General features: G+C 32.6%; 19 protein-coding genes and 1 pseudogene. 3 read left to right on the forward strand and 17 right to left on the reverse strand.

Annotated features, from left to right (window positions below; genetic code table 11):
- Position 1: 1 nt before the first annotated feature.
- From RTL21_RS05630 to RTL21_RS05710, 17 genes and pseudogenes are all read right to left on the reverse strand, one after another.
- On the reverse strand, positions 2-1,504 hold the full coding sequence (locus tag RTL21_RS05630; RefSeq protein WP_312094196.1) for a sodium-dependent transporter: 1,503 nt from the start codon (positions 1,502-1,504) through the stop codon (positions 2-4).
- A gap of 338 nt (positions 1,505-1,842) precedes the next feature.
- Entirely contained in the window at positions 1,843-2,442 is a 600-nt protein-coding gene (locus RTL21_RS05635; protein ID WP_312094198.1) for a hypothetical protein, read from the reverse strand.
- 12 nt (positions 2,443-2,454) lie between these two features.
- Complete coding sequence (locus RTL21_RS05640) at positions 2,455-3,624, reverse strand: Alp7A family actin-like protein (RefSeq protein ID WP_312094200.1); 1,170 nt, start codon at positions 3,622-3,624, stop codon at positions 2,455-2,457.
- 639 nt (positions 3,625-4,263) lie between these two features.
- Positions 4,264-5,769 (reverse strand): DUF5050 domain-containing protein, encoded by a 1,506-nt coding sequence (locus RTL21_RS05645; protein ID WP_312094202.1) that lies wholly within the window; start codon positions 5,767-5,769, stop codon positions 4,264-4,266.
- Positions 5,770-6,171: 402 nt separating this feature from the next.
- Positions 6,172-6,996 carry an endonuclease I family protein gene (locus RTL21_RS05650; RefSeq protein ID WP_312094265.1) on the reverse strand — a complete coding sequence of 275 codons (825 nt, stop codon included), beginning with the start codon at positions 6,994-6,996 and terminating at the stop codon, positions 6,172-6,174.
- A gap of 302 nt (positions 6,997-7,298) precedes the next feature.
- Positions 7,299-8,138 carry an aldo/keto reductase gene (locus RTL21_RS05655; RefSeq protein ID WP_312094204.1) on the reverse strand — a complete coding sequence of 280 codons (840 nt, stop codon included), beginning with the start codon at positions 8,136-8,138 and terminating at the stop codon, positions 7,299-7,301.
- A gap of 28 nt (positions 8,139-8,166) precedes the next feature.
- Positions 8,167-9,018, reverse strand: coding sequence for an NAD-dependent epimerase/dehydratase family protein (locus RTL21_RS05660; protein ID WP_312094206.1), 852 nt, complete (start codon positions 9,016-9,018; stop codon positions 8,167-8,169).
- 385 nt (positions 9,019-9,403) lie between these two features.
- Complete coding sequence (locus RTL21_RS05665; RefSeq protein WP_312094208.1) at positions 9,404-10,360, reverse strand: TRM11 family SAM-dependent methyltransferase; 957 nt, start codon at positions 10,358-10,360, stop codon at positions 9,404-9,406.
- A gap of 115 nt (positions 10,361-10,475) precedes the next feature.
- A complete protein-coding gene (locus RTL21_RS05670; RefSeq protein WP_312094210.1) occupies positions 10,476-10,955 on the reverse strand; it encodes a hypothetical protein in 480 nt (159 codons plus the stop codon).
- Between the two features lie 169 nt (positions 10,956-11,124).
- Entirely contained in the window at positions 11,125-11,697 is a 573-nt protein-coding gene (locus tag RTL21_RS05675) for a hypothetical protein (RefSeq protein WP_312094212.1), read from the reverse strand.
- A 23-nt stretch (positions 11,698-11,720) separates the two neighbouring features.
- Positions 11,721-12,629, reverse strand: a complete 909-nt coding sequence (gene rnhC, locus RTL21_RS05680; RefSeq protein ID WP_312094214.1) for a ribonuclease HIII — start codon at positions 12,627-12,629, stop codon at positions 11,721-11,723.
- 5 nt (positions 12,630-12,634) lie between these two features.
- Positions 12,635-13,720, reverse strand: coding sequence for a hypothetical protein (locus RTL21_RS05685; protein ID WP_312094216.1), 1,086 nt, complete (start codon positions 13,718-13,720; stop codon positions 12,635-12,637).
- Between the two features lie 266 nt (positions 13,721-13,986).
- Positions 13,987-14,496 (reverse strand): JAB domain-containing protein, encoded by a 510-nt coding sequence (locus RTL21_RS05690; protein WP_312094218.1) that lies wholly within the window; start codon positions 14,494-14,496, stop codon positions 13,987-13,989.
- Positions 14,497-15,069: 573 nt separating this feature from the next.
- Positions 15,070-16,140: pseudogene (locus RTL21_RS05695) on the reverse strand (recombinase family protein); the annotation flags it as partial.
- Positions 16,141-16,526: 386 nt separating this feature from the next.
- Positions 16,527-18,233 (reverse strand): DNA primase family protein, encoded by a 1,707-nt coding sequence (locus RTL21_RS05700; RefSeq protein WP_312094222.1) that lies wholly within the window; start codon positions 18,231-18,233, stop codon positions 16,527-16,529.
- Positions 18,211-18,780 (reverse strand): hypothetical protein, encoded by a 570-nt coding sequence (locus tag RTL21_RS05705; protein ID WP_312094224.1) that lies wholly within the window; start codon positions 18,778-18,780, stop codon positions 18,211-18,213. Before RTL21_RS05705 ends, RTL21_RS05700 begins: the two co-directional genes overlap by 23 nt.
- A 198-nt stretch (positions 18,781-18,978) precedes the next feature.
- A complete protein-coding gene (locus tag RTL21_RS05710) occupies positions 18,979-20,292 on the reverse strand; it encodes a hypothetical protein (protein ID WP_312094226.1) in 1,314 nt (437 codons plus the stop codon).
- A gap of 170 nt (positions 20,293-20,462) precedes the next feature.
- Between RTL21_RS05710 and RTL21_RS05715 the strand changes: the two genes are divergently transcribed.
- From RTL21_RS05715 to RTL21_RS05725, 3 genes are all read left to right on the forward strand, one after another.
- The gene (locus RTL21_RS05715) at positions 20,463-20,654 is read left to right on the forward strand and encodes a helix-turn-helix domain-containing protein (protein ID WP_241475122.1); all 192 of its coding nucleotides are present in this window, start codon (positions 20,463-20,465) and stop codon (positions 20,652-20,654) included.
- A 440-nt stretch (positions 20,655-21,094) separates the two neighbouring features.
- A complete protein-coding gene (locus tag RTL21_RS05720; protein ID WP_241475123.1) occupies positions 21,095-21,847 on the forward strand; it encodes a spr1630 family ClpXP-sensitive toxin in 753 nt (250 codons plus the stop codon).
- A gap of 41 nt (positions 21,848-21,888) precedes the next feature.
- Entirely contained in the window at positions 21,889-23,103 is a 1,215-nt protein-coding gene (locus tag RTL21_RS05725; RefSeq protein ID WP_312094231.1) for a spr1629 family repressor/antitoxin, read from the forward strand.
- The last annotated feature ends 190 nt before the right edge of the window (positions 23,104-23,293 follow it).

The following is a 23,293-nucleotide window of genomic DNA, read 5'->3' on the forward strand; positions in this document are numbered from 1 at the left end:
ATTAAACAACCTCCCTATTTTTGTCTAGAGCATTAGCTTTCCATTTTTTAAAGGATAAAAGGACTCCGATAATGATACTAATTATTACTACAAACACACCTGAATACAAAATTAACTCAGTTGGATATCCTCCGTAATTTTCCTTTAAGTTCTGGCGAATGTTATCAAACATCATATAGCCAAGAATAATAGGTGTTACTACACTTAAGCAAAACTTCCACCACGCCCCAATACGCAAGTCAGAAATAGCATTCGTATGAGACTGTAGCCCATTTAATCCTTTAAAGAACCAAGCAATTAAGATAACTTCTACAAATCCTGCAGTAACAATTCCAAAATTATTGATGAAGTAGTCTACCACATCGAGTAAATATAATCCTCCGTTTGTAGCAAAAATCAAGGAGATTACCGTTGCTACAATTCCGCTTGTTAATACTGCTTTTGTCCGTGATACATTAAATTTCTCTTGAATTCCTGCAATAAAGGTTTCCACGATTGAAATCAGAGATGTCATACCAGCAAAAACAAGTGAAAGGAAGAATAATACGCCAAATAGACCGTTCATTCCAGGGAACTCATTAATGATGCTAGGGAAGACGACAAACGCTAATCCAATACCACTACTTACTACCTCTTCCACGGCAACACCTTGTTGGTTTGCCATAAAGCCTAGTGCAGCAAAAACGCCGATTCCTGCCAATAATTCAAATCCTGAATTTGCAAATGCAGTAATAAAAGCATTATTGTTGATATCTGACTTTTTCGGTAGATAGCTAGAATAAGTAATCATAATTGCAAATCCAATCGATAACGAGAAGAAGATTTGCCCATATGCTGCAATCCAAACCTTTCCGTCAAGAATCATACTCCAGTCCGGCTTAAAAAAGGCATTCAACCCTTGTACCGCTCCATCTAAAGTTAAAGCACGAATCACAATTACTAAAAACATAACAATAAGGACAGGTAGGAAAATCTTATTTAATCTTTCAATTCCTTTAGAAACGCCACGATATAAAACAAAAAGCGTAACGACCCATACAAAAAGTACAGGAATAACAATACCAGGAACTAACCCACCAATTGTTCCAGGTTTATCCGCTATCTTTAAAACATTATCAAAAAAGAAACTTTCAGGGTTTGAACCCCATTTCGTTCCGAATGAATAAATGGTGAATTTTATCGCCCACGCGACAATAACTGAATAATAAGTACAGATGACAAAGGCAATCAATAACTGCCACCAGCCAAGCCATTCTGCTTTTTTATTTAAACGGAATAGGGATAGTGGTGCTGAGCCACGAAATTTCTGACCGATAGTAAATTCTAATATCAATATGGGAATACCTGCTGTTAAAATCGCAAATAAATAGGGCAAGAAGAAGGCTCCTCCACCGTTTTCATAAGCAACTGCTGGAAATCTCCAGATATTTCCTAATCCAATTGCAGATCCGACGGCTGCCAAGATAAAACCATACCGTGATCCCCATTGCTGTCGTTGTTCCATAAGATGACCTCCGATTAATCACTCTTTTAAAAAGATTCAGATAACTTGTTTTTACATTCTATTAATATAGCGATTATTTTTTGAAATGTCAAACTATTATTAGGGATTTTGTCGAATTTAAGAAGCTTTTTGTTTCCATTTATGGAAGAGAGGAATATTAACTACAGCGCATTATGAAACAATGAATTTCTAATTTTAGTTTAAAGTTGGATGAGTAGATAATATTCTATTCTACTACCTTTATTGACAATGCAACTAATCCTGCCATGGTAAAAAGAAGAGAGATTAATCCCTCTTCTTTTTTATCATACTAATTTTGTTTGCTATATCTACCTGTACTACTTATTCATTGTATGCAGAAAGTCTCCCAACAGACTGTCTAAATCATTTTCTATATCTTCTTCTTTTTCTTCTTCTGCCTTTATTGATTGATTATGTGTTGCTTTACCCCAATCAAAATTGTCTAAATCGTCCATGCTATCTATCTCTTCGACAACAGCTGTTTCTTCCATTGAATGCAAATAATCATCTACATTAGATGTCGCCTTAAATTCGCTTGTGCTTTCTTCTTGTAAATACAAGGCCTCATTTATATCTAAAGAATTACTATTTAAGGATGCAAGCAAAGCAGTCGCACGAACTGGATCCATTAATAGTTGGTATATAATAGAGCCTAATAGGGCCTCAGAATGCTCGTGCTTTAACCAATTCCGCTGTGATTTACTTAATTTATGTGGGAGAGGAATCGTAATCGTTTCTCGTTCCTTCGAAAAAGACTGACCAACCCCTTGCAACACAAACTCAGCGATTTTACTAGAGAAATTCCTTCTTTCTATTTCCTTTAGCTTTTGTAAATGGTTTATAAGATGATCAGGGGTATCAGAAGGGACACGAAACGAAATTGCTTGTCCTCTCTTAATTCCATTTGAGCTTTTCATATAATCACCCTATTAATTTTTCACAGGTTCTTGTGGTGGTTTAGGCTTTTCCGTCTTTCTTACAAAATCAGTAATGAGCTTATAATAAGCATTGGCCATCATCCAAATACTCTCTTTCTCATCCTCAAAGAAATCAATATTATACCCATCTAAATTATTATTTAATGTTTTAATGTATTCTTTTAATACATTGGCTCCTCCACCAACAAAATAACAGATTTCAGTCTGGGAATTTTTCTGCCATACATTACGTAATAATCGATATTGTTTTTTCGCTAGTTCAAGTAGAATACGATCTGTAATATCATGAACACTGGTCCGGCTACCCTTAACCATAATATGATTCCGGTCATTTTTTCTCGTGATAATTTCCACTACATCACGACGACTGTCTAATTCAATGCCGTGTTTTGATCTAATTTCTTCTCTTATTGCCTCTAATGATTCCGATACGCCAAGATTAAATCCTTGTGCCTTATCATCATCGACATTTCGATTCTTAATAACAGCGATATCCGTAGATAATCCCCCGATATCCTGAATAATAATTCTTTTATCGATTAAATCTTTATTAATAATTTTTAGATTGTTATCCATTACAAGATTTATATAGGCTGCAAATCCCTCAGGGTAAATCTTTACCTCATTAAATTTAATATTTACTTTCAAGCCTTGGTATTTTGGTGTAACAAGAAACTCCACTTGATGGACAGAACCAACCAATTTAGATCGGTAACCAGCATCCTTTCCTTCTTTCACTTCACGTAGAGGAAGGCCAGTTCCAAGCGTATAATTTGCATCAATCACATTTTTCATTTTTGGAAAAGAATTCGAATTCTTCTCATTAACGGCATCTAATGCCAATGTAGCAAAAAGCATTACCAATGTTTGATCTTCTTCTGATTTAGCACTGCCGGGATCTAGTTCCGTTGCACTGGTACTCTTTGTTGCCAATTGACCAACGCGATAGATTGCATTATTTTCTTTTAATGCAGGGGAATGCACTTTGATATGTATTCCTTCTAGTGGATTTTTATTATCCAATTCTTCTATTCCTATCACAGGACGATCTTCTGTATCTCTTGCCACAATATTAGGAATATTCAATTCGTATTCTAATTCTCCAAAGATTGCCTTAATAGAGTCATTACCAACATCAACAGCCGCGATTCTAGAGCTCATCTTTTCATCATTCCTTTTCATTTAAATTGATATACTCTTAAACAATGGTGGATAAATCTCTTGTTTCTAACTTTAAGGCTATAAGAGATTACTAGATTAATCAATCACCTTAACCCAAAAAATATATAACTGTAAACATCTTGTAAACTACGGCTATTTGTATACGCGTTTGTAACCCCTGTACACAAACACGTATACATCTTGTTATTACTAAATGTATACATGATTGTTTACAAGTAAACGAGTTTGTGTACATGATGTTTACGTTTTGTATACATGTAAATATTTTTGTGTACAAATATTTTTTTTTAATGATTGATAAAATCCTCCCTTAGTTATGCAAAAAAAGCAGGTGGATAACAACCCCAACCTTCATCTTATTTTTGTTTTAAATAAAATGCGTCTACGTTTGGTTTAGCGTCTTCACTAATATAGATTAGAAAATGGTTAACGGATTTGTAACTAACAAAATAGCACCACTCTATCATTTTTAATAGAGGGTGCTATTATTTTCTCAGCTACTTATAATATGGTCTACCATGATGTATCTAAGTGAAGATATTTTATTAAAAATCTATCAACAGCAATCTATAATTTTACAAATATCCAAAAACCGGCGATGACAGACTCTAAAATTATTTACTGAAAGTCATCAAAATAATATTTATCATCAATTTTTTTAAACGCTACATACACATTCATATCATGACCTGAAGTGGTTCTTTCTATATAAACTGTATCTTCGGAATAAACACTTATTGTAAAGTCATAGTAACCACCCATTGGAGCCCCATCTATTGGTAACTCAGACAAGGGTTCATCAAAATAGGTCAACTCATCTACAGGATCAGCAAGTAAACTCTTTAAAAAGTGTTCATCTCTAATAGAAAATCCCATAAGCAGCATTTTAGTAGCCCCAATTAGATGGTCTTGCGGGAAAATCATGTCTCCTCCGAGTATCATCTGTTCTCGCTCTTCCAACTCCTGAATTGTTATAGTTTCTTTTGTGCTAACTAGCTCATTATAAAGATTATACAATTCTTCTGGCGTATCACTCCATAGATCTGTATTTTCCATACTGTTATTTCTTTCATTTATTGCAATATCATATGCCTGTGAGACATCTTTATAAATAGCTAATGATAACTCCCCTTGACTAACTCCCCAATAAAACAAGTGCCCTCCAGCAAGACTATATGCAGATACTGGACTCGTAGGGACTTCCCACCGTTTTGATCCTATCATATCCATAGCATACATTTTTCTATTTTCTGTATAAAAAATCGTATCATCTGAAATATTCGTAAATTCAATCGTACTTCCATTTTCCTTTGTAACAGCTGTTAAGTTTCGTTTATCCTCACCAATTCCATTAATATTCATTTTGTAATAATCATCTGCATTATGATAATAGAGCACATCACCATCTACTTGAAAGAATGATAGATTATAATGAGATTTTACTTCAGGTTCACTATCACTTTTCAAGTCATCTATGTACAATCGGTAATCATTGTCTTTTACTTTTGAGGACCAATACAATTTTCCTTCGTTAACATAAAAAGTCTGAATCCCCATAGCGATTTCCTTTAAACCTTCACCATTCGTATTGATGGTGTAAAGGGTATCAAGATTTTCTTCATAATCATAGGAAGTGAATAGAATTTGATCCTTATAAACAATTATCTTTGAAACAGGATAGGGGATTGGTAATTCCTCTTTGCTTTTACCGTCTACATCCATTTTATAGACAACTTCATTCTTAATATAATACACTCTATCATTTATGACATTAATAGAATCTATAATCCCCTCGTTTTCTATGTGATCAAGTACTTTTCCGTTAACTTCCAAATCAGAAACTTCCTCTTTCTGTGAGACAAGCAACCTTTCGGAGTCAGAATAGAAAACCAAGTCTTTGTATTCAGCTGCAATACCGCCATTTTGAATATTTCCACTTGTATTTCCCATATTTTCATATGAACTAATTTGTTTAGATTCATTATTAGATGATTGCTGCTCATTAATTTCTAAAACTTGATTTTGGACTTTTTCATCCTTTGTAGTTTCACTTATCTTCTCTTCATTGACTGAAGCGCAACCAAAAAGAAATAGAGAAAGAGTGACTATTAGTGCTTTCTTCATAGATGTTATTACTCCCTTTACTATCTAAATTTGCTAATACTATTTTTACCATTTTCATATAGGAGTACAGCTCTGTTGATATTCTAAGTAAAGTTAAAAATAATTCCGATACAATTGGCCTATTAGCTACGAAATATTATATTGGTATATTTTTCCGAAATCAACACTTTTTCTCAGTGCAAATTTAGTTCGTTAGTCATTAGAATATCCTTTTTAAAAAAGTATCTCTTTCAGTAGACTTATAACTTTACAAAAACAAACACTCTTGCAACAAAAATTTCTCTAATAAAAACAACACCATTCCGTTTAAACCGGAATAGTGCTGTATCAATTTTCAGTATAAATCTCATTTATTTGAGAAAAAGCTCGTCTTGATTTTACTAAGTAGCCCTATCCTTGGTATCAACCTTCTTTTTCATCTATCCATTTTTCTGCAAACTCTGGAAAATCAATAAATGGATTCCGGTTTCCTTGTAAGTCATAGATAGCAAGGTTTCGGTGTTTTTCATACAAAGACACCGGAAATTTCTGATGCCACTCTAGTAAAACCTTCAAATTCACCAGATTATTGTCAATTATTCCAGAGTAACAGGCCATAAAATAAAAGGTTGCTCTTGCAACAATTCCTTTTCCATATTCAGGCTCAAACTTCCCTTCATCTGCCTTACCACAGCCTTCCTGAATACCTAAAGTATGGCTTTCTGGAACATAGTCGTGGAAATCATCATAAGGGCTGTTTCCGCGGCGACTGTTGCATGCGGGATTACAGGCAAATAAATGATGCAAATCGCCTCTCATCGGCTGACGTTTATCAAACCAAGACTGAGGTACTACATGCTCACAATTTAACGTCACCTCAGCGGATAAACTATTAATATTTACACCTGTCTCTTTAAGAATACGAATATCCGCTTCTATGACAGCGAGCGGATCCATTTCCTTCCCTGAATAGATACTTTTTAGTTTCCCATTCTCATGGAGATCTACCCATGGATAAACATAGCGGTGAGGTGCGTAGCCTAACTTATTTTCATGTGTTTTTTCTAATAACTCATGGATATTTTTTCTATCAAAAGAGATATCCTTATAATACGTTTGTTTGATTTCTTTATCCCGATCTTCCTCATAATAAATACGGTTATTGCTGTACTCTAAATAGACTGCTTTTGCTATATCGAGTTCTTGTAGCAACATTTCTTGAATACCAATTTTCTGATCCTGAGTCATCAATTCAACTCCTTTAGGAATTTCCTTTATCTGTTCTACTACCTGATCTGGAATCAAACTTATTTTACGCTTCATTTTCTTCCCTCCTATAGGATTAAATGGAGGCAAATTCATGATGTTATTAACAGCGTAACAATTCTGAATATTATTTAATAGTAACTTTTGGATTATTTTGATTCTCGGAGAAAATTGGCATAAAATTGGATAACACAATCCCGATTGAACAAAAATAAAATTTTAAAGGGATAAACCTTTTTGGATCATCCCTTTTTTAGTTCCTATCTAATTTATGATACTAAAACTCATACTTTATTAAATTCATCTGGATCAGCAAACATCCGTTGGTCCTGATTGAGTCCATTAATTTTATTCATATCCTCTTTGGAAAGTTCAAAGTCAAAGACATCAGCATTTTCAGCAATACGGTGTGCCTTAACTGACTTTGGAATCGTCACTACTCCTGTTTGGATGTCCCAGCGAATGATAATTTGAGCCGTTGATTTATTGTATTTTTTTGCAATTCCAACCAAAGTTGGTTCTTCAAGCAGACCTCCCTGCATTAATGGGGACCAAGCTTCAAGCTGAATGCTATGTTTTTTACAAAAGTCATGCAATTCTCGTTGATTAAATCGGGGATGATATTCTACCTGGTTGACCATCGGTACAATTTCGTTATTTGCGATGACCTCTTCAAGGTGATGAACTTTAAAATTACTTACCCCAATGGCACGAACGCGTCCATCCTTATAGAGCTTCTCAAGCGCTCTCCATGTTTCTACGAATTTCCCTTGAGAAGGAAGTGGCCAGTGAATTAAATAAAGGTCCAAATAATCGAGCCCCAATTTCTTCATGCTAACGTCAAATGCTGCCAATGTTGCTTCATATCCTTGATCAGCATTCCAAACTTTTGTTGTAATAAATAGCTCCTCACGAGGAACATTTGATTCCGCAATAGCTTTTCCTACACCCTCTTCATTTTTATAAACAGCAGCCGTATCGATGCTTCGATAGCCGACCTCAAGAGCTGCTTTAACTGAATTTACAACTTCTTCTCCGTCCTTTACTAGAAAGACGCCTAAACCTAGCCAAGGCATTTCAACACCATTATGCAAAGTAGTAGTACTTTTAAGACTAGAAATCATCGATTCTCTCTCCTTACTAAGATAGTATTTACATCTTTACGTAATCTCTCCATTTATGAATAGGTTTCCAATTTAGTAGTTTTTTCGCCTTTTCATTGTTTAATAGCGGTGCAAATCCTGATAAATCTTTACGAAAATCCTTTACAGTGGGATAACAGGTTTCCATTAACTGTTTGCTGTCAATATCCATACTTGTTTCATCCGCCCCGATATTAAGAGCAACAGATCCAAGTCCGTCTGTTTCAACGGCTAATCGATATGCTGTCGCTGCATCTCGTGTATCAATATAACTCCACAAAATCGTTTTTCTCTGTTCGGGATTATGGATAAAGCCAGGGAAATTTTCATACTTTTCCGGAGAGATGACATTTCCTAAACGAAAAGATACTACCTGCATCCCCGTTCTACGGTGTATCATATCAGCTGTTTTCTCATTTACAATCTTCGACAATCCATAGCTCTCTTCCGGTAATTGTGGGTGCTCTTCATCAATTGGCACATATTGAGGTACTAAATCTTGCTTTGAAAAACAAATGCCATATGATGATTCACTTGAAGATATTACCGCCTTTTTAATTCCTAGATTACCAGCTGCCTCTAAAATGTTATATGTGGACATAACGTTATTTTCAAAGGTCACTTCATTTGGGTGGGAATATGCAACTGGAATTGCTGCAAGATGAACAACAGCATCGGCATCCGCTAATACTCCATATACTTCACCAAGATTTGTTAAGTCTGTTATCACTGTTCTACAAAGGGCTTCTTTTGGATACTTCCTATCGGCATTAATCACTTCATAACCATGATCTAAAAACTCTTTTATGACATCTCGACCAAGTAGACCACTTCCACCTGTTATGACTACTTTTTTCTTCATCTTCACCCCTCCAAATCTAACTAATAAGCAAACAAATTACATGATTCCTAAAAGGAAGTTTGCATTGAACTTTGTTTGTTTATTATATAAACTAATTATAGGTTAAACGTTTTCAATTTTCAAACAATAGATTTTAAGCTGGCCAAAAAAGTATCATACGGCTTAAACAATAAAGCTACCATAGGCATAATAGTTGAGGTTTTAAATTTTATATAATACTAATCTACACTATTCAAAACTCTGCTAGCGCTTTGCAGATCATTCACCAGCATCTTCAAGATTCCACTTAATCAATTAAAATTCTGCTTTATGTTGATTTCTGTATTACCTTATCGATAAATCGCATACATTCACCACCTGAATTTATACGATTTATCGATAAGCATCAACAACAAACAATTATTTGACGTACAAACTTACCCTTAGTAACTTCACACCGATCTACTATTTCAAAACCCACTTCATTAAGTATTCCATCAATATCTTCCGTCGTCACGACGACCATTTTTTTAGCAAAGTGACGTGCGCATTGAAGCATTTCAAATTTTTCCTCATTTGAAACGACTGAGCAAAGGTTATAAGGCATGTCTATAATGGCCACATCATACATTTCTGTTATATCTCTGATATCTCTTAAAAATACAGGTCCAGAAAGTCCAAAATGCGCGAGATTATTACGAATGCCTTTCATTACTAAAGGATTGTAATCACTACCTGTTATATTAACTCCCATAGATAAAGCCTCTACCAATACTGTCCCGATGCCACAGCATGGATCAATCACAGTAATACCTGTTAATTCTGGAACCGCAATATTCACTAATACTCTGGCTACTCTTGTTGTTAATGCAGTTGAATAGTTATGAGGCTTTTGTTGATGAATAAGCCAAATTCCCTGGTTTTCCGAATAGTACCCGAAATACCATTTTCCTTTTAACTTAGTAATGGCGAACACTACCTCAGGTTGATGAAGATTCGCTATACCTGGAATCAAGCATCCAACTTGTCTAGCGATCGATTTCCTTTCTTCAAACGCCATTTTATCTAGGGGATCTATGTCTCGATAATTGACGCCAATTACCTTATAAGTACTATTCAAGGCAGGCATTACCTCAACCTTTTGTACTAGATCTTCCAACGTATCACATTTAAATAGAACTTCTATTTTCTCTTTTATAAAAGGACTCCTACTTGGGTCTATATTCATCCTACTCTCTAATACAAAAGCATGTAAGTTAGAGCGGAATAGTGAACGGGCCTCCAATTTACATAAATGCTCTTCTTCTTCAGCATAATTGAATGTATATAAAAAGGTGTTTGGCACTAACCTATTTTGGCTCAAGTTCTTTCTCCTCCTTTTTTGGATAAGCCCTGAGCTGTTCCATTTTTTCACAAAAATCTCAAAACGCCATACTCTTAATTAGGAGTATGGCTACCTTGTTATTATACTACATTTTTTAAATGGGAGATTTGTTAAAGCCTTCTTCTTTTAGGTATTCACAAGCTTCCATATAGCTTGAAAAACTATTTTCTAGATTTGCTCCGGCATATATATTCCAAAACCCTTCTTCTTGAAGAAGGTGGAGCGTATTTTTTTCAGAATCAACCCATTTTTCTTCTGCCGCTGATTCTTCCTCCATCATCTTTTCTTCTAGTATATCGGGTACTAATGATTGAATAGATTTTACAATAATTTCTCTTAGTTCTTCCTTTGAAAAATCTCTAATATTCACCATACCTTTATCATCTGTATCATACTCATTTAGTTTATCCGCATATACAAATCCATTGCCATTGGGATGTAAGTGATACACTACATTCTTTTTGTCACTTCCACTTTCCATATAATGAAAATTGACACGTTTTAATGAAACATTCTTTCGTTCCAATTGAGGGAACGATTCTATGATTTTTAGTTTATCTTCAAATGATAACATATTTGCCTCCATGTTTTTGGTTATTATGTTGTTATTATAAGACCTCATTTACTTATGATACGGTTCACCGTGACAAGACTAACGGTAAACCAGAGATTAAATGTTGATACTTAATGTCTAAGTATCAAGAAAAAGGCAACATCTATTCTTTTAGACACCGCCTTAGTAATTATTGATAAAAAGATCTATTTATGAAATCATCACTTCTATTATTTGAAAGTTTATATTCAATTTCTCGTTTTATATTTTCGATACTAAGATTATCTAGTAATGAATTCGTTAGTGCTTTTGCAATTAATTCTGCCTTTTCTTCAGTTGATAATAACGATTCTTTAAAAATGCTGAGTTTGTCATCATAATAATATTGAAGAGTATTTTTCCACCCATTATCTAAGTTATCAGTAGTCAATTCTATAATATTAACATCATTGATATTCCCATTTTTAAATTCTAACTTAAATAGATATGGATTATGGAGCCCCTGGTATTCAGTTAAATCCATAAGGAGTTCACATTCCCTTAAATCCAAACTAAAGTCATTAAGAAAATCACGAATAGAGTCTAATATTTCAACTAGATATTCAAAAGGATTAAAAGTTCCTCTTGAAACAATTAAGACTTTTTTAGTCCACTTGTTGTTTAATTTTCCAATTATCACTCTAAAACTAACACTTGTAAAAGAGTGAACTTGGGGGCAGCATAAATCTGCAGTTATAAAACGCAACTCGGCAAATTTATTCATAGCTAACCCTCCTTAAATAATTTTTAATTTATTAAATCTATAATATTTTTGTAGGTTTTAAAATGAATTTTAGCCACTTTCTCTAAAGACTTTATCCCACTTTCTCTTCCAATAGCTACACCAGTATCTACAACTGATTTCCCAGATCCCAAAGGTATTTTTATATTTAAATCTTTCTCAATCCTTTTAATTTCTTCTAAAAAAGTTGCTCTAGCCAATATCGAAGCCGCTGCAACTGCAATATCACTTTCAGCTTTATGAAATTGAACCAACTGTATTTTTTTCCCCTTTTTCAATAAGGCATTTTCAATTACCTTTTCATCGCCAAATTTATCAGCAACTGCGAGTTTAGATTCATGTCCATCAAGAATATTCTCAATGGCTCTTGCGTGGCTCCAACCGAGTAAATTATTAACATTTTTTATATTTGAATATAACTCATTATATTTTTTAGGTCCAATTTTGACAATAGAATGAGCACCTATTTTCTTAATTTCTGAGGCTAAATTAATAATTTTATTATTACTAATTTTTTTAGAATCAGTTACACCTAAATCTCTAAGAGTATTCTCATCTTCTTTAGAGTATAAAAAGAATCCCGCTGTAACTAAAGGACCAAAAAAATCACCCTTACCAGATTCATCAGTACCTATCCTTGGTAATGTTTTAGATGTTTGTTGTTCATCGGAAGCGGTCTTATTGTCTTCTTGGGATGTTTTTTTATTAAAATAAACACTAATCTTATCATACCACTCTTTTGCTTCCTTCCCCTGAAACAAAACTTTTCCTGATTTGTATATAGATATAACTACAGCTTCATTTCTAAAAATAATAGAGTTAGAATTGGCAGTACTGCTTAATAACTGTTCTTTCAAGTATATTTTTAAATCATTTAATTCAGTAGCAGAAAATGTCAAAACCTCATTACTCATTATTTTCACCCCAATTCAAATTCATTATAGGCGACTCTCATCAATGCAACTAAATCATTATGCACGGAAATCGCCCCTTCTAACGTTCTAATTGACCTTCCACCACTTGGAGGACCACTATGGGAATAAATATTTCTATCATCACTCATACGTCTCAACATTTCTTTAATTAATGTTTCCTGCTTGTCCTTTGTTGATTTATCACCTGATAATGCATTATACAGATTTTCAGAAATATCCCGAGTATCTGGATTATAGAGAAGTCCAAAATTCCAGTTTTTACTCATAACTTGACCTTGAGTAAAAACTCCCAATTTTATAAGTAGCTTTTTAACAAAACCTTCAAAGGCTCTTAATGTCCCATTAATATAAATGGAGTAATCCTTTACAGGTAATTCAGATTGCAAAAGGAATTCCGTTGCTTCTATTCTTTCTTGGTCATTTGTGTATAGAAAGTTAAAACAAGCACCAAGAGAATCCCTTATAGCTCTTGAAGCATGTAACTGATCATCTTTTGTTACAACTGTTAAAACATCAACCTCTTCTTTAGATTGGACAGCTACATTTGCAATTGATGTACTAAAAACACTATCCAAATTAGTACTTATAATTTCAAGGATATTCGTCCATAGGTCAGAGTTTTGTCCATGAACAACTAATTTACTACTTTCGTATTGTGTTAAAGTAATTTTATAATCAAATTTATCGGATAACTTAAGTTGATAATAAATATATGGATTAGGTTTATCTATTTTTACTGACTCAAAATTATAATTTTCTTCCTCACTTATAATTGAATTAAGGAAAGAGTCAAAATTATCCTTTGGTACTTTATAAACTAGGGTAATTTGCTTTTTATCATCTTCTGTTACTTCTGCAAAACTACAATGTTCATCCCAAACACCTTCTATAAACTCTTTAGCCTCACTTTTTCCCTGAATATTAACTTTACCAGAATTATAAATGCATAACTTTCCTCCGTTAGGAGAAATAAAGTCGTAACCATGTCCATTTTTCATTTCTTCAACTGTAAATGAATAACTCGCTAAGATTTCTTTTATAGTATCAAACTTATCTCTTTTAATCTCCAAACTAAACGCACACCTTTCAAACTATTATAAATATTATGCCCTATTTTATAGATTTTAATATCTAGTAAAAAAATTGGGTATACAAACCCTTAAGCTGCTTACTTGTATCATAACACTTTTCAAAAAAATGTTAAAATTATCAAATAGTTTCCCCTGTTAATTACATAAATCACTTTAACATTTTTAAAGGGAGTACAGATTTACCCCCTTCAAATTTACTTATTATATTATTTCTTAATTCGAAACTAGAAAAATAGTTTTCATTTTTAAATTAGTCCCTTTTCTTTTAGTGATGTGAAATTTTCTGGACAAACTATCAAATGGTCTAATACATCTATTCCAATTATTTTCCCAGCTTCCACAAGTCTCTTAGTTACCTCTATATCCTCTTTACTAGGAGACGAGTCTCCACTGGGGTGATTATGAGCTACTATTACGGACGCTGAGTTTGAGAGGATTGCAGGCTTAAGGACCTCCCTTGGGTGTACTATACTTGCATTTAAGCTTCCTATATGACAGACATTAATGGCGGTAGGTTGGTTCTTCGTATCTAAACACACTACTATAAAGTACTCACGATCTACCTCAACAAGAAATTGTTTTAGTAGTTTATATGCATCCTCTGGAGACCTAACATTTCTATCTGGATAAAGAAAGCTATTCTCTTTAACTAGCTTTAGGGTAACAATATTCACTCTTTTAGCGGGATGCCTTTGTAATTGATCTACTTCCAATAACCTTAATTGTTCATTTTTGGGCACTAAGTAATTTTTCATCTATTATTCCTCCATATTATGAATTTATTTTTGATACAAAACTAAAGTAAAATTAAAAGAGGACGGATCTTCATTTGAAGATTCGCCCTCTTTTTCACCTAATATATGATTACTTGATTTTCTATCAAAGTGTAATATTATCGATTCAATTTCTCTTTCTTTATTAACGGTTATTCGCTCAACTACCATATTTAGAATTGTTTTCTTCTTATCATAGGTAGCATTCCGAATAATCTCGTTAAAGTTATTTATTAATTTTTTTACAACCTGATAATCAACTGGTTCCGAGTTATTTAATCTGAGCTTGGTTTGTATAGATTCTTTAAGTTTGACTTTGTTTTGAATTTCTTCAGAAATTGATGCAAGTCTTTGGGATAAGTCTTCTTTTGATATCATACTATCCTCAAATAGTTCAAACCATTTACTTTTTTTATTATCATATGCACAGATTTCTTTTTCAATTTGCTGCATTTGATCCTCTAATGGCTTTATCGTACTTTTCCTTTTCTCGTTAATATTATTTACAATGTCCCCTAGAATACTTTCGTTTAATAAGCTAAATTGGATCTTATCAAAGACGAATTGTTCTACTTCGTCCGCTTTCACGCTATTCGATCTGCAAGCTGCCGTTCCCTTGTTTCTCCATGCCCCACATTGATAATATCTGTAGATCAAATGACCCCCATCTTTATGTTTTTTCTTTACTCTTCCAGCAACCATAGACGATCCACACATTGGGCATTTTAATAGACCTGTTAGAGGATAAGACCCACTATATACTCGATTTGGTTTATTTGATCTTTGATTATAAAGTTTTTGAACCTTTTCCCATAATTCTACTGATATAATTGCATCGTGCTCTCCATCTACAATAATTGGATTCTTATTTATTCCCTTTCTTCTCTTCTCACTCCAATTCTCTCTACGATTAAATCTAATCTTGCCTATATATAGGGGATTCATTAATATTTCTTTTACTGCATTTATAGAAAATAAGTTGCCCTTCTTTGATTTATAGCCCAGTTTATTAATGTGATTTGTTAAGCTCTTCAATCCTCTTCCTTCCGAATATAACTGAAATATTTCTCTAACAATAAATGCTTCCTCTTCAACTATCTCTAACCTCGTCTTATTTTCGTCTATTTCACTTTTAACACTTGCATAACCTAATACTTGCCCACCATTCCATTTTCCAGACCTTGCCCTTTGTTTCATACCCATTTTAACATTATCTACTATAGTTCCTCTTTCAAACTCACCGATTGATCCTAATAGACTCATCATAAGCTTCCCTATATGAGTTGAAGTGTCAAATGGTTCTGTACAGCTCCTAAATGCAATATTATTTTTGTTTAACACTTCTACAATATTCAATAAATCTAACTGGTTTCTTGCTAATCTATTAGTCTTCCATACCCATACTTCTTCAAACTTTCCCTCATTTGCATCTTTAAGAAGTTGCTGTAAATGTAACCTATTTTTAATTGATTTCCCGCTTATTCCACGATCAATGTACTGATAAACAACCTTCCTTCCCTCTTGTTCACACTTTCGTGTAATAGTTTCAATCTGAGCATCAATCGAGAAACCTTCTTCTGCCTGTTCTGCTGTTGAAACTCTTGCATAGAGACTAACAGGGATCATGAATCTTCCACCTCCACATCAATAAAAAGCTCTTGATATAAAAGTTCACTTAACAAATCAATTAGAATTATATATATACTTTTCCCATCAAACTCATTCATTCTTATCCCCCAAAATATTCAAAGTAATATTTAAGGAATACATGCATATCAAGGCTTATTCATTTTACTCAAAGGTATAATATATATTTTTAATGCTTAATAATACCTTATTAATATTCCTGCGTATGCATGCTCCTTATAGTCTAGTCGTAGCCAAATGTAGATATGAAGTAGAAATTATTTTCCATATAAATCTACAGTTCAATCAGAATAAACCCAGTAATTTAGGTAATTCCAGTCAATTACGTAGACAAAGTAGTCATTTTCTTATTAAACTTCTTTATATTACTCATTCTCTCTTTCTAGTTTCTTTAAAGTTATTCCGATGTAGCCATCTAGTGGTGTGGATTTCCTATATCTAAATTTTGCCTGTGTGATCGGTAGCTTCTTTATTTCATTGAAAAAATCTTTCTTGACTAATATGTTTTGGCAGTTATCTCTACAATAAGTAATATAAGCTGTATAAAGATCTCTCTTATGAACCCTACATTGTTCGTCACTAGGATCTAATCGGCACATTACATTTACAAAGTCATTTATATTACTCATTTCATTTTTATACTGATTCTTAAATTCGATAGAATCACTACACTCTGTAAAGATAAAATTATTGCTTATTAATCGATGTAAGCCCTCAATCGCCCACTGAACGATGTAGTCCTTTTCTGCAATAAGCTTTTCCTTCAATTTATAGTCTCTATTGTGTTCGGGGATCATATTGTTAAAAATTACAAATAAGATTCTATCAGTAAAGGCGGAAGTTTTGTCCAAAGTCTGAATTTGAGGCATGGTGTTTCCAGCCACGACAATCTTAGCTCTATTAATGAAATTTATAGCTTCCTTGTATTTAACGTCGGCTCTAACTCTATCATTCCCCGTTAATGACTTTAACGTATTTATATTCTTTAAAGCTCCATCGTTAATTTCACCACAAACATTTAGCTTCTTCTTAAATAAATCTGCTAAAGAGAACCTTCCACTTAATTCATGGAGGGGTACATTACTTGTATAATCCTCACCAATTATCACTGTTAATAACTCAAGAATAGTACTTTTGCCTGTATGAGGCTCCCCAATAAATGCGAACCACCTTTTGGCATTTGTGTAGTTACCTATGATATATCCTATTATCTCTTGTATTTGATCACTCTTGTCCATGTCACCCTCTGTACACTGACTGATGAAATTATGGAAATTCTCCCCTTTTCTTCTTTTTTTACTGTAATTAGCATTAATAAAACTCGTGGAAAAATAACTTGGTGAATGCTTTAATATCTGTTTAGTTTTAACGTCTAGCACACAATCCTTAAAATTTATCAGGTTGGGAAATGGATCAAAGTCATCTTCAGTCACTTGTATTTCTGCATTACTTTTTAAGCGGTCGATAATATCATCTACTCTATTCTTTGATAATAATGACTCGATTTTAGAATCCCAACCACTTCGTACAAGAGTTCTAATCTCATAATCTTTGAGTTCAAAGAAACACCCCTTATATTCACTATAATAATAAAGGTTTCCCTTTAAGCACTTTAATTGATGCCTCTCTAACAGCATTTTAGAAACATCATATTCAATATTGGTGGTTTTATTTTTTGATTCACTAATACTTTTATTTTTTGATTCACTAATACTTTTATTTTCCTCAGTTTTAACTGGCTCAACAGAACATGGGATTTTTGGATTCTCATCAACTTTGAGTACTATTTTACATTCCTCAATTAGTTCCTCATCAACTAACAAAGAGGGCATATGACCTTCCTGTAAATTGAAGTTGGTATCATCATCCCCGATGTGATCTTCATCAATGTTATGGGCTTTGATATCCTTATCTGGAACTGAAGAGGATTCTACTAAATTCTCTTCTTCATCACCAAAATAATTGATTCTAATTACTAGAGGACCATCTAATTCCTCAATATCTATTTCTTTTTCTTGTTGTTGAGGAAACTCAGTTGAATTATTCAGGCTATTCGGATAAGTTTTCATCATCTTCTACTTCCCCTGCATTAAATAAGTTAGGAAAGTGTTGAGAAACATAACTCATTGCAAAAAACCTTAACTTATCTTTTGATTCCTCTTTGCTTGCTATAAATTGTGCCAGTTTTCCACTCAACCTATTGTCATATATTATTAACTGTGCGTTCATATTATCTTCAATGAATGTCAATAATACCTCTTCTTTATTATCTTGAGGATCAGCTGTGGAATGCGTTATATTACTAGATCCTTCCTTAATATGAAGAAATATCTCATCATCCAGCCTGCTATCTATAAACACAGAAATTGGTTCATTTTTTTTGTTATCCTCTGCTGTCTTACTACTAAATGTACTATTACCAAAATGGCCATTACATGTTCCTTTACCATCCAACACATAAAATATTATTACTGCTCTAGTCTTCAAAAAACTGTTACCAAATGAAACTAAAAATTTTCCATCATAGCTAGATATATATTGGATTTCTTGATTACCTTTTTTCATTTTTTTCAATAACTTTCTTTCATCTTCAGTAAAATTTAATTCCTGTAATTGCATTAAAATCCCTCCACTGCTTTAATATTTGCTACCTGTCCAAGATAACAGTGCATATAAAGGGATAAGTTTTTTGAATATTTAATAAACGCACCCTAAAAGCTTATAAAAAAAGAGCTGCTCGTTTATCTTTTACGAGCAGCTCTTTAAATTAGTTAATATTTTTTTAACCAAAAAAGTAATCTTTTTTTGATTATACTCCTATTCTAAATATAACTTTTCTCCATTTTTAATAAAATCAAACGATTCATATTCTAAGTAATCATATAATGCTTCTTTCCTTTTGAGAATAAATTGGAAGCAATCATCAGTAACTTCCTTACTTAGTTTTTCTCGAATATCCTTAATTTTGCTTGTTTTCTTATATAATTCAAAAAATATACTAGAATATTTATAACTATTTTTATTGAATCTTAATAAACTATCCATCTCTAGGTCAGAAACTCTGTAACATTGGACACTTTGTAGAATTTTATACACATATAAAGCCTTTTTAAGGATCCCTAATCTCCTTGCTACATCCTTATCAATCTCTGTACTTTTTACAGTTAAAACACCATGCGGAGCATTAATTTTCTCCTTAAGAAACATAGTTAAAAGCGGGATATATAAAAAATTTTGTTTAAATAACAGATTATAGCCTACTTTGCTTTTTAATAAAATTGATTCATTTTTGTCATTAATCAATTGCTCAGCTAAGTATAACTTAAGAGGTATATCCTCAATCAATGTGATTGAAGATAATGCTTTAAAATATTTTTTTCTATCCTTTTTGGAAAGCTTTTCAATCCTCTCAATAGATATGATAGAAATTAATTTTAACAAATAAAATATATTTGTTTCCCTTTCAATTTCCAAAAGATCTCTTGTAGGATTTATTTCTCTTCCAAATCCTTTCAGCAAATTCGTATACTGCTTATAGTGTATTATTAAGTCCTCGAGTAATATCTCAGGCACAGTATCTTTATCCCAATAACGTGGCTTTATAGGTTTTTTTTTGTTCACATAGTTCATGAAGTACAGTCTAAATAGTGTATTGCTTCTTTCTGAGAATGGATATAGAGTAACAGGCATAGATTCTCTACTGCCTTCGTCAAAGTCTTCAATTAATATCGCCTTATCATCTTTAAGTCTATTATCTTCCTTTTTTAAAGTCTCGATAAAATAATGCTTAAAGTCTTCCGATTGGCTAAAATCAACATTATTCAGAACATTCTCTAATATTTCACCAAATGATGAATCCAAGAGTGGCTCATCTGGAAACTCTCTTACTAAGTCAATTTCAGCTTTTACAATATTAACTGATTCCTCAAGTATTAAGTGCAGAACGTACTTCTTTATTATATCTCCATAAACAGTTTCATCTAATTCAAAAAATTTAGCGAACTCCTTGAACTTTTCCCCTAGGTCTATTGCTTTAAAAATATTTTCATAGTTTATTTCATCTATACCACTAAATTGAAATCCTAATTCACTATATAATTCCTCTTTTAATTTCTTGGTTAATTTAGGCATTCTTTTACACCTCATTAAACATCAGATATTACAAATATACTTTTAACTAAATTACTAATGCAAATAAAGTTTCTTCACACTGATAAAACTATGAGAAAAGGTGAAAAAGAACCCTTATTAATTAATGCAAAACAACAATAATCTAAAAAGGGTAAAAGGCGGTGCAAATAATGTTTGAGATGCAAAATGATATCTTGACTATTGAAGAATTGATGGAAGCACTTTATATTGGAAGGAATTATGCTTATAAATTGCTGAACAGCGGAGAAATAAAAGGATTTAGAGTAGGAAGATCATGGAGAATACCCAGAACATCGTTAGAAGAATTTATAATTAGTAAATGTAAACAAGAACTCACTTAGTTAATTCTAAGTGAGTTTTGTATGTAATCATTTATGTTCCTATCTCCTAAAATGATTGCCTGTCGGAATAGGTATCAATTATATGAATGCCTATTAGAAATATTTACCAAAATGGGTATTTTGAATTATTTTCTATACGTATAAGCTATCTTTATATAAAAAAAAGAGAGAGTAACTTAACATAACATCATGTTTATTTTCTAATCACAATTGGAAAACTGGATAATAGTAAATATTCTTTACCTGTTTATCAGAGAAATAATAATAACGATAATAATAAGAAATCAAGGATTTAATATTTAATTTAATTAGGTACACTATAAAAAAACAACAACTTTTTCGACTAAACTTTAATAATTTTAAAAAAAATCATTTCCACAATCTATATCTTCTATTAAAATAGAATTAAGGTATTTAATTCATTAATGGGAGTGATGGATATGGAACAATACAAATTTAATGAAGAACATAATCAAATGATTGTTAATGCTATCGTAGAAGGCTATCGAGAATATATTGACCATCGTAAGGATAGAAGAGAAAAAATGAAGATTAGCTCCGCTTTTGCATGGACCAAGGGAAATTTTATTGAAAGTAAGGTAGCGGAGGAATGTACTAATCATGGATTTACCTATAAGAAGTCAAAAGCTGGATTAACTTGGGATTATCTTCAATTTATCCATGGCGAGTCTAAGATTCTTTTCCTTATAAAGAATGCTGCTTATTTTAATGAAGAATGTTTCTCACAGGCTAAATTACCTACTAATAATCAACGAATTGGTCGACGACGTACTTATCTTCATGAGCTATCTAAAATAAATAAAGAATTAATATTTCCATCTCTTCAAGAGACAATAAAAGATAAGTTAATCGAACATCATGAACAACTCTCATTCTTAGTTCCAGAAAATCTAATTAAAGATGAGCTTGAACATTTCAAGTCATCTTATAATGAATTCCATATTCTCACATATTCACTTGATGATGCATACCAAATATCAGAAATTAAGCACTATCTTCCTAACCCAGAAGATAATATAGCTTATTTAGTTGAAAACCTATCTAGTTATATTACTGGAGCAGACTTGACCGACGAGGACCGAGAAATAGTTGCTCCAGAATCGAATGATGACCTCATTGATCCAGCAGCATTTGACATAGGAATACTTGAAGAAGAACAACAAAATGAATAAAAAAAGCTATTTGTTTTAGTTAGATAAGGAGGGAGAGCAGCATGTTTGTTGGTGAAAATCTAACTAATCTTCGTATCATGCATGGCTATTCTAGAAAACAGCTCTCTGATTTGATAGGAGTAACCGAACAAGCAGTTTGGCAATATGAAAACAATTATACTTCACCGAAAATGGAAATTGTTAATCAATTAAAACGAATTTTCAACGTAAAAAGTAAGTATTTCTACACTAAGGACATTCTAAATCGTAGTACGATACCTGGCAATGTCCAAGTAATGAATATTGCTTATCGTTCAAAAATTATGAATGTCATATCAAAAACACAGGCTGAAGCTAAGCATATTGAATACTTGGATACATTTATAAATAATTTAACCACTAGAGTAAAGTACCCTTCTATGAAAATTATAAAATTAAGGGATGAAGTTATAGAATACTTAAATAACTCTAATGACAGTCGATTAACTCAAATAAATAAAGTAGCAGAGTTAGCTCGGAAACGTCTGGATTTTAGAAAAGATACGAATGATGATTTGATGTTCCTTATCGAGAAGAGCGGAGTATTTGTTTTTGAAAAAGCAATTGGTGAGGAAATAGATGCATACAGTTTGTGGACCCAATATGAACGTCCTTATATTATATTAGGCAATATGAAACGTTCGGCAGTACGAAGGAACTTTGATATTGCACATGAACTAGGTCATTTACTACTTCACTATCGTTTAGAGTTCACCAGCTTAGATCGGAAAGAACACAAGATTATTGAAAACGAGGCAAATACTTTTGCAGGTACATTTCTGTTACCTGAAGATGAGTTTGTAAGTGATATGAAAAATATTCTACATGTTACAAATCCAGATGCTTATATCGATTTAAAAAAGAAGTGGAACACATCCTTGCAAGTACTAGGATATAGAGCTGCTAATCTGGGAATTATTGATTCAAAAAGTCATCGGAATTTTTATGCAGCACTCCATAGAAAAGGCTATTTAAAAACAGAACCACTTGATGAATTAATTCCTCTTCAGAAACCGATGAAAATAAAATCAATAATTGACCTTGTATCTAAAAAGGGGCTTGTTGACATTCATCAAATGATTGAAAATGAATGGAAGGTAGACATTTCCTTTTTTTATCGGATGACAGGTATTGACTCAACATTTTTTGAAAAGTACTTGGCAAAAAAACAAGATTTTGGACTTGAGAATATTACTGATTTATCTTTACGTATTTCTAATAAAGACAAGTCAATTTAATACGATGTATAATAAAACCCACTTAACAAGTGGGTTTTTATGTGATCCTCTATGTTCCTACCTCTCATGAGGATTGCCTATCGGCATAGGCATCAAAACTATAATATATATTTAATTATTTCAATACTACTTTTGGAAATATGTCTTTTAAAAATATAAGTTAGCCTATCCAAAGACATACCTGTTTAAT

It is taken from the genome of Niallia sp. (genome assembly GCF_031978665.1).
In the GTDB taxonomy this organism is placed as follows: domain Bacteria; phylum Bacillota; class Bacilli; order Bacillales; family Cytobacillaceae; genus Niallia.

Excerpts from the sequence above, each read along its gene's own strand:
- RTL21_RS05645 (WP_312094202.1), bottom strand. The coding sequence starts at position 5,769 with ATGAAGAAAGCACTAATAGTCACTCTTTCTCTATTTCTTTTTGGTTGC.
- rnhC (WP_312094214.1), bottom strand. The coding sequence starts at position 12,629 with ATGAGTAATGAGGTTTTGACATTTTCTGCTACTGAATTAAATGATTTA.
- RTL21_RS05640 (WP_312094200.1), bottom strand. The coding sequence starts at position 3,624 with ATGAGCTCTAGAATCGCGGCTGTTGATGTTGGTAATGACTCTATTAAG.
- RTL21_RS05675 (WP_312094212.1), bottom strand. The coding sequence starts at position 11,697 with ATGAATAAATTTGCCGAGTTGCGTTTTATAACTGCAGATTTATGCTGC.
- RTL21_RS05720 (WP_241475123.1), top strand. The coding sequence starts at position 21,095 with ATGGAACAATACAAATTTAATGAAGAACATAATCAAATGATTGTTAAT.
- RTL21_RS05700 (WP_312094222.1), bottom strand. The coding sequence starts at position 18,233 with ATGATGAAAACTTATCCGAATAGCCTGAATAATTCAACTGAGTTTCCT.
- RTL21_RS05670 (WP_312094210.1), bottom strand. The coding sequence starts at position 10,955 with ATGTTATCATTTGAAGATAAACTAAAAATCATAGAATCGTTCCCTCAA.
- RTL21_RS05725 (WP_312094231.1), top strand. The coding sequence starts at position 21,889 with ATGTTTGTTGGTGAAAATCTAACTAATCTTCGTATCATGCATGGCTAT.
- RTL21_RS05650 (WP_312094265.1), bottom strand. The coding sequence starts at position 6,996 with ATGACTCAGGATCAGAAAATTGGTATTCAAGAAATGTTGCTACAAGAA.
- RTL21_RS05715 (WP_241475122.1), top strand. The coding sequence starts at position 20,463 with ATGTTTGAGATGCAAAATGATATCTTGACTATTGAAGAATTGATGGAA.
- RTL21_RS05690 (WP_312094218.1), bottom strand. The coding sequence starts at position 14,496 with ATGAAAAATTACTTAGTGCCCAAAAATGAACAATTAAGGTTATTGGAA.
- RTL21_RS05630 (WP_312094196.1), bottom strand. The coding sequence starts at position 1,504 with ATGGAACAACGACAGCAATGGGGATCACGGTATGGTTTTATCTTGGCA.
- RTL21_RS05635 (WP_312094198.1), bottom strand. The coding sequence starts at position 2,442 with ATGAAAAGCTCAAATGGAATTAAGAGAGGACAAGCAATTTCGTTTCGT.
- RTL21_RS05710 (WP_312094226.1), bottom strand. The coding sequence starts at position 20,292 with ATGCCTAAATTAACCAAGAAATTAAAAGAGGAATTATATAGTGAATTA.
- RTL21_RS05655 (WP_312094204.1), bottom strand. The coding sequence starts at position 8,138 with ATGATTTCTAGTCTTAAAAGTACTACTACTTTGCATAATGGTGTTGAA.
- RTL21_RS05660 (WP_312094206.1), bottom strand. The coding sequence starts at position 9,018 with ATGAAGAAAAAAGTAGTCATAACAGGTGGAAGTGGTCTACTTGGTCGA.
- RTL21_RS05705 (WP_312094224.1), bottom strand. The coding sequence starts at position 18,780 with ATGCAATTACAGGAATTAAATTTTACTGAAGATGAAAGAAAGTTATTG.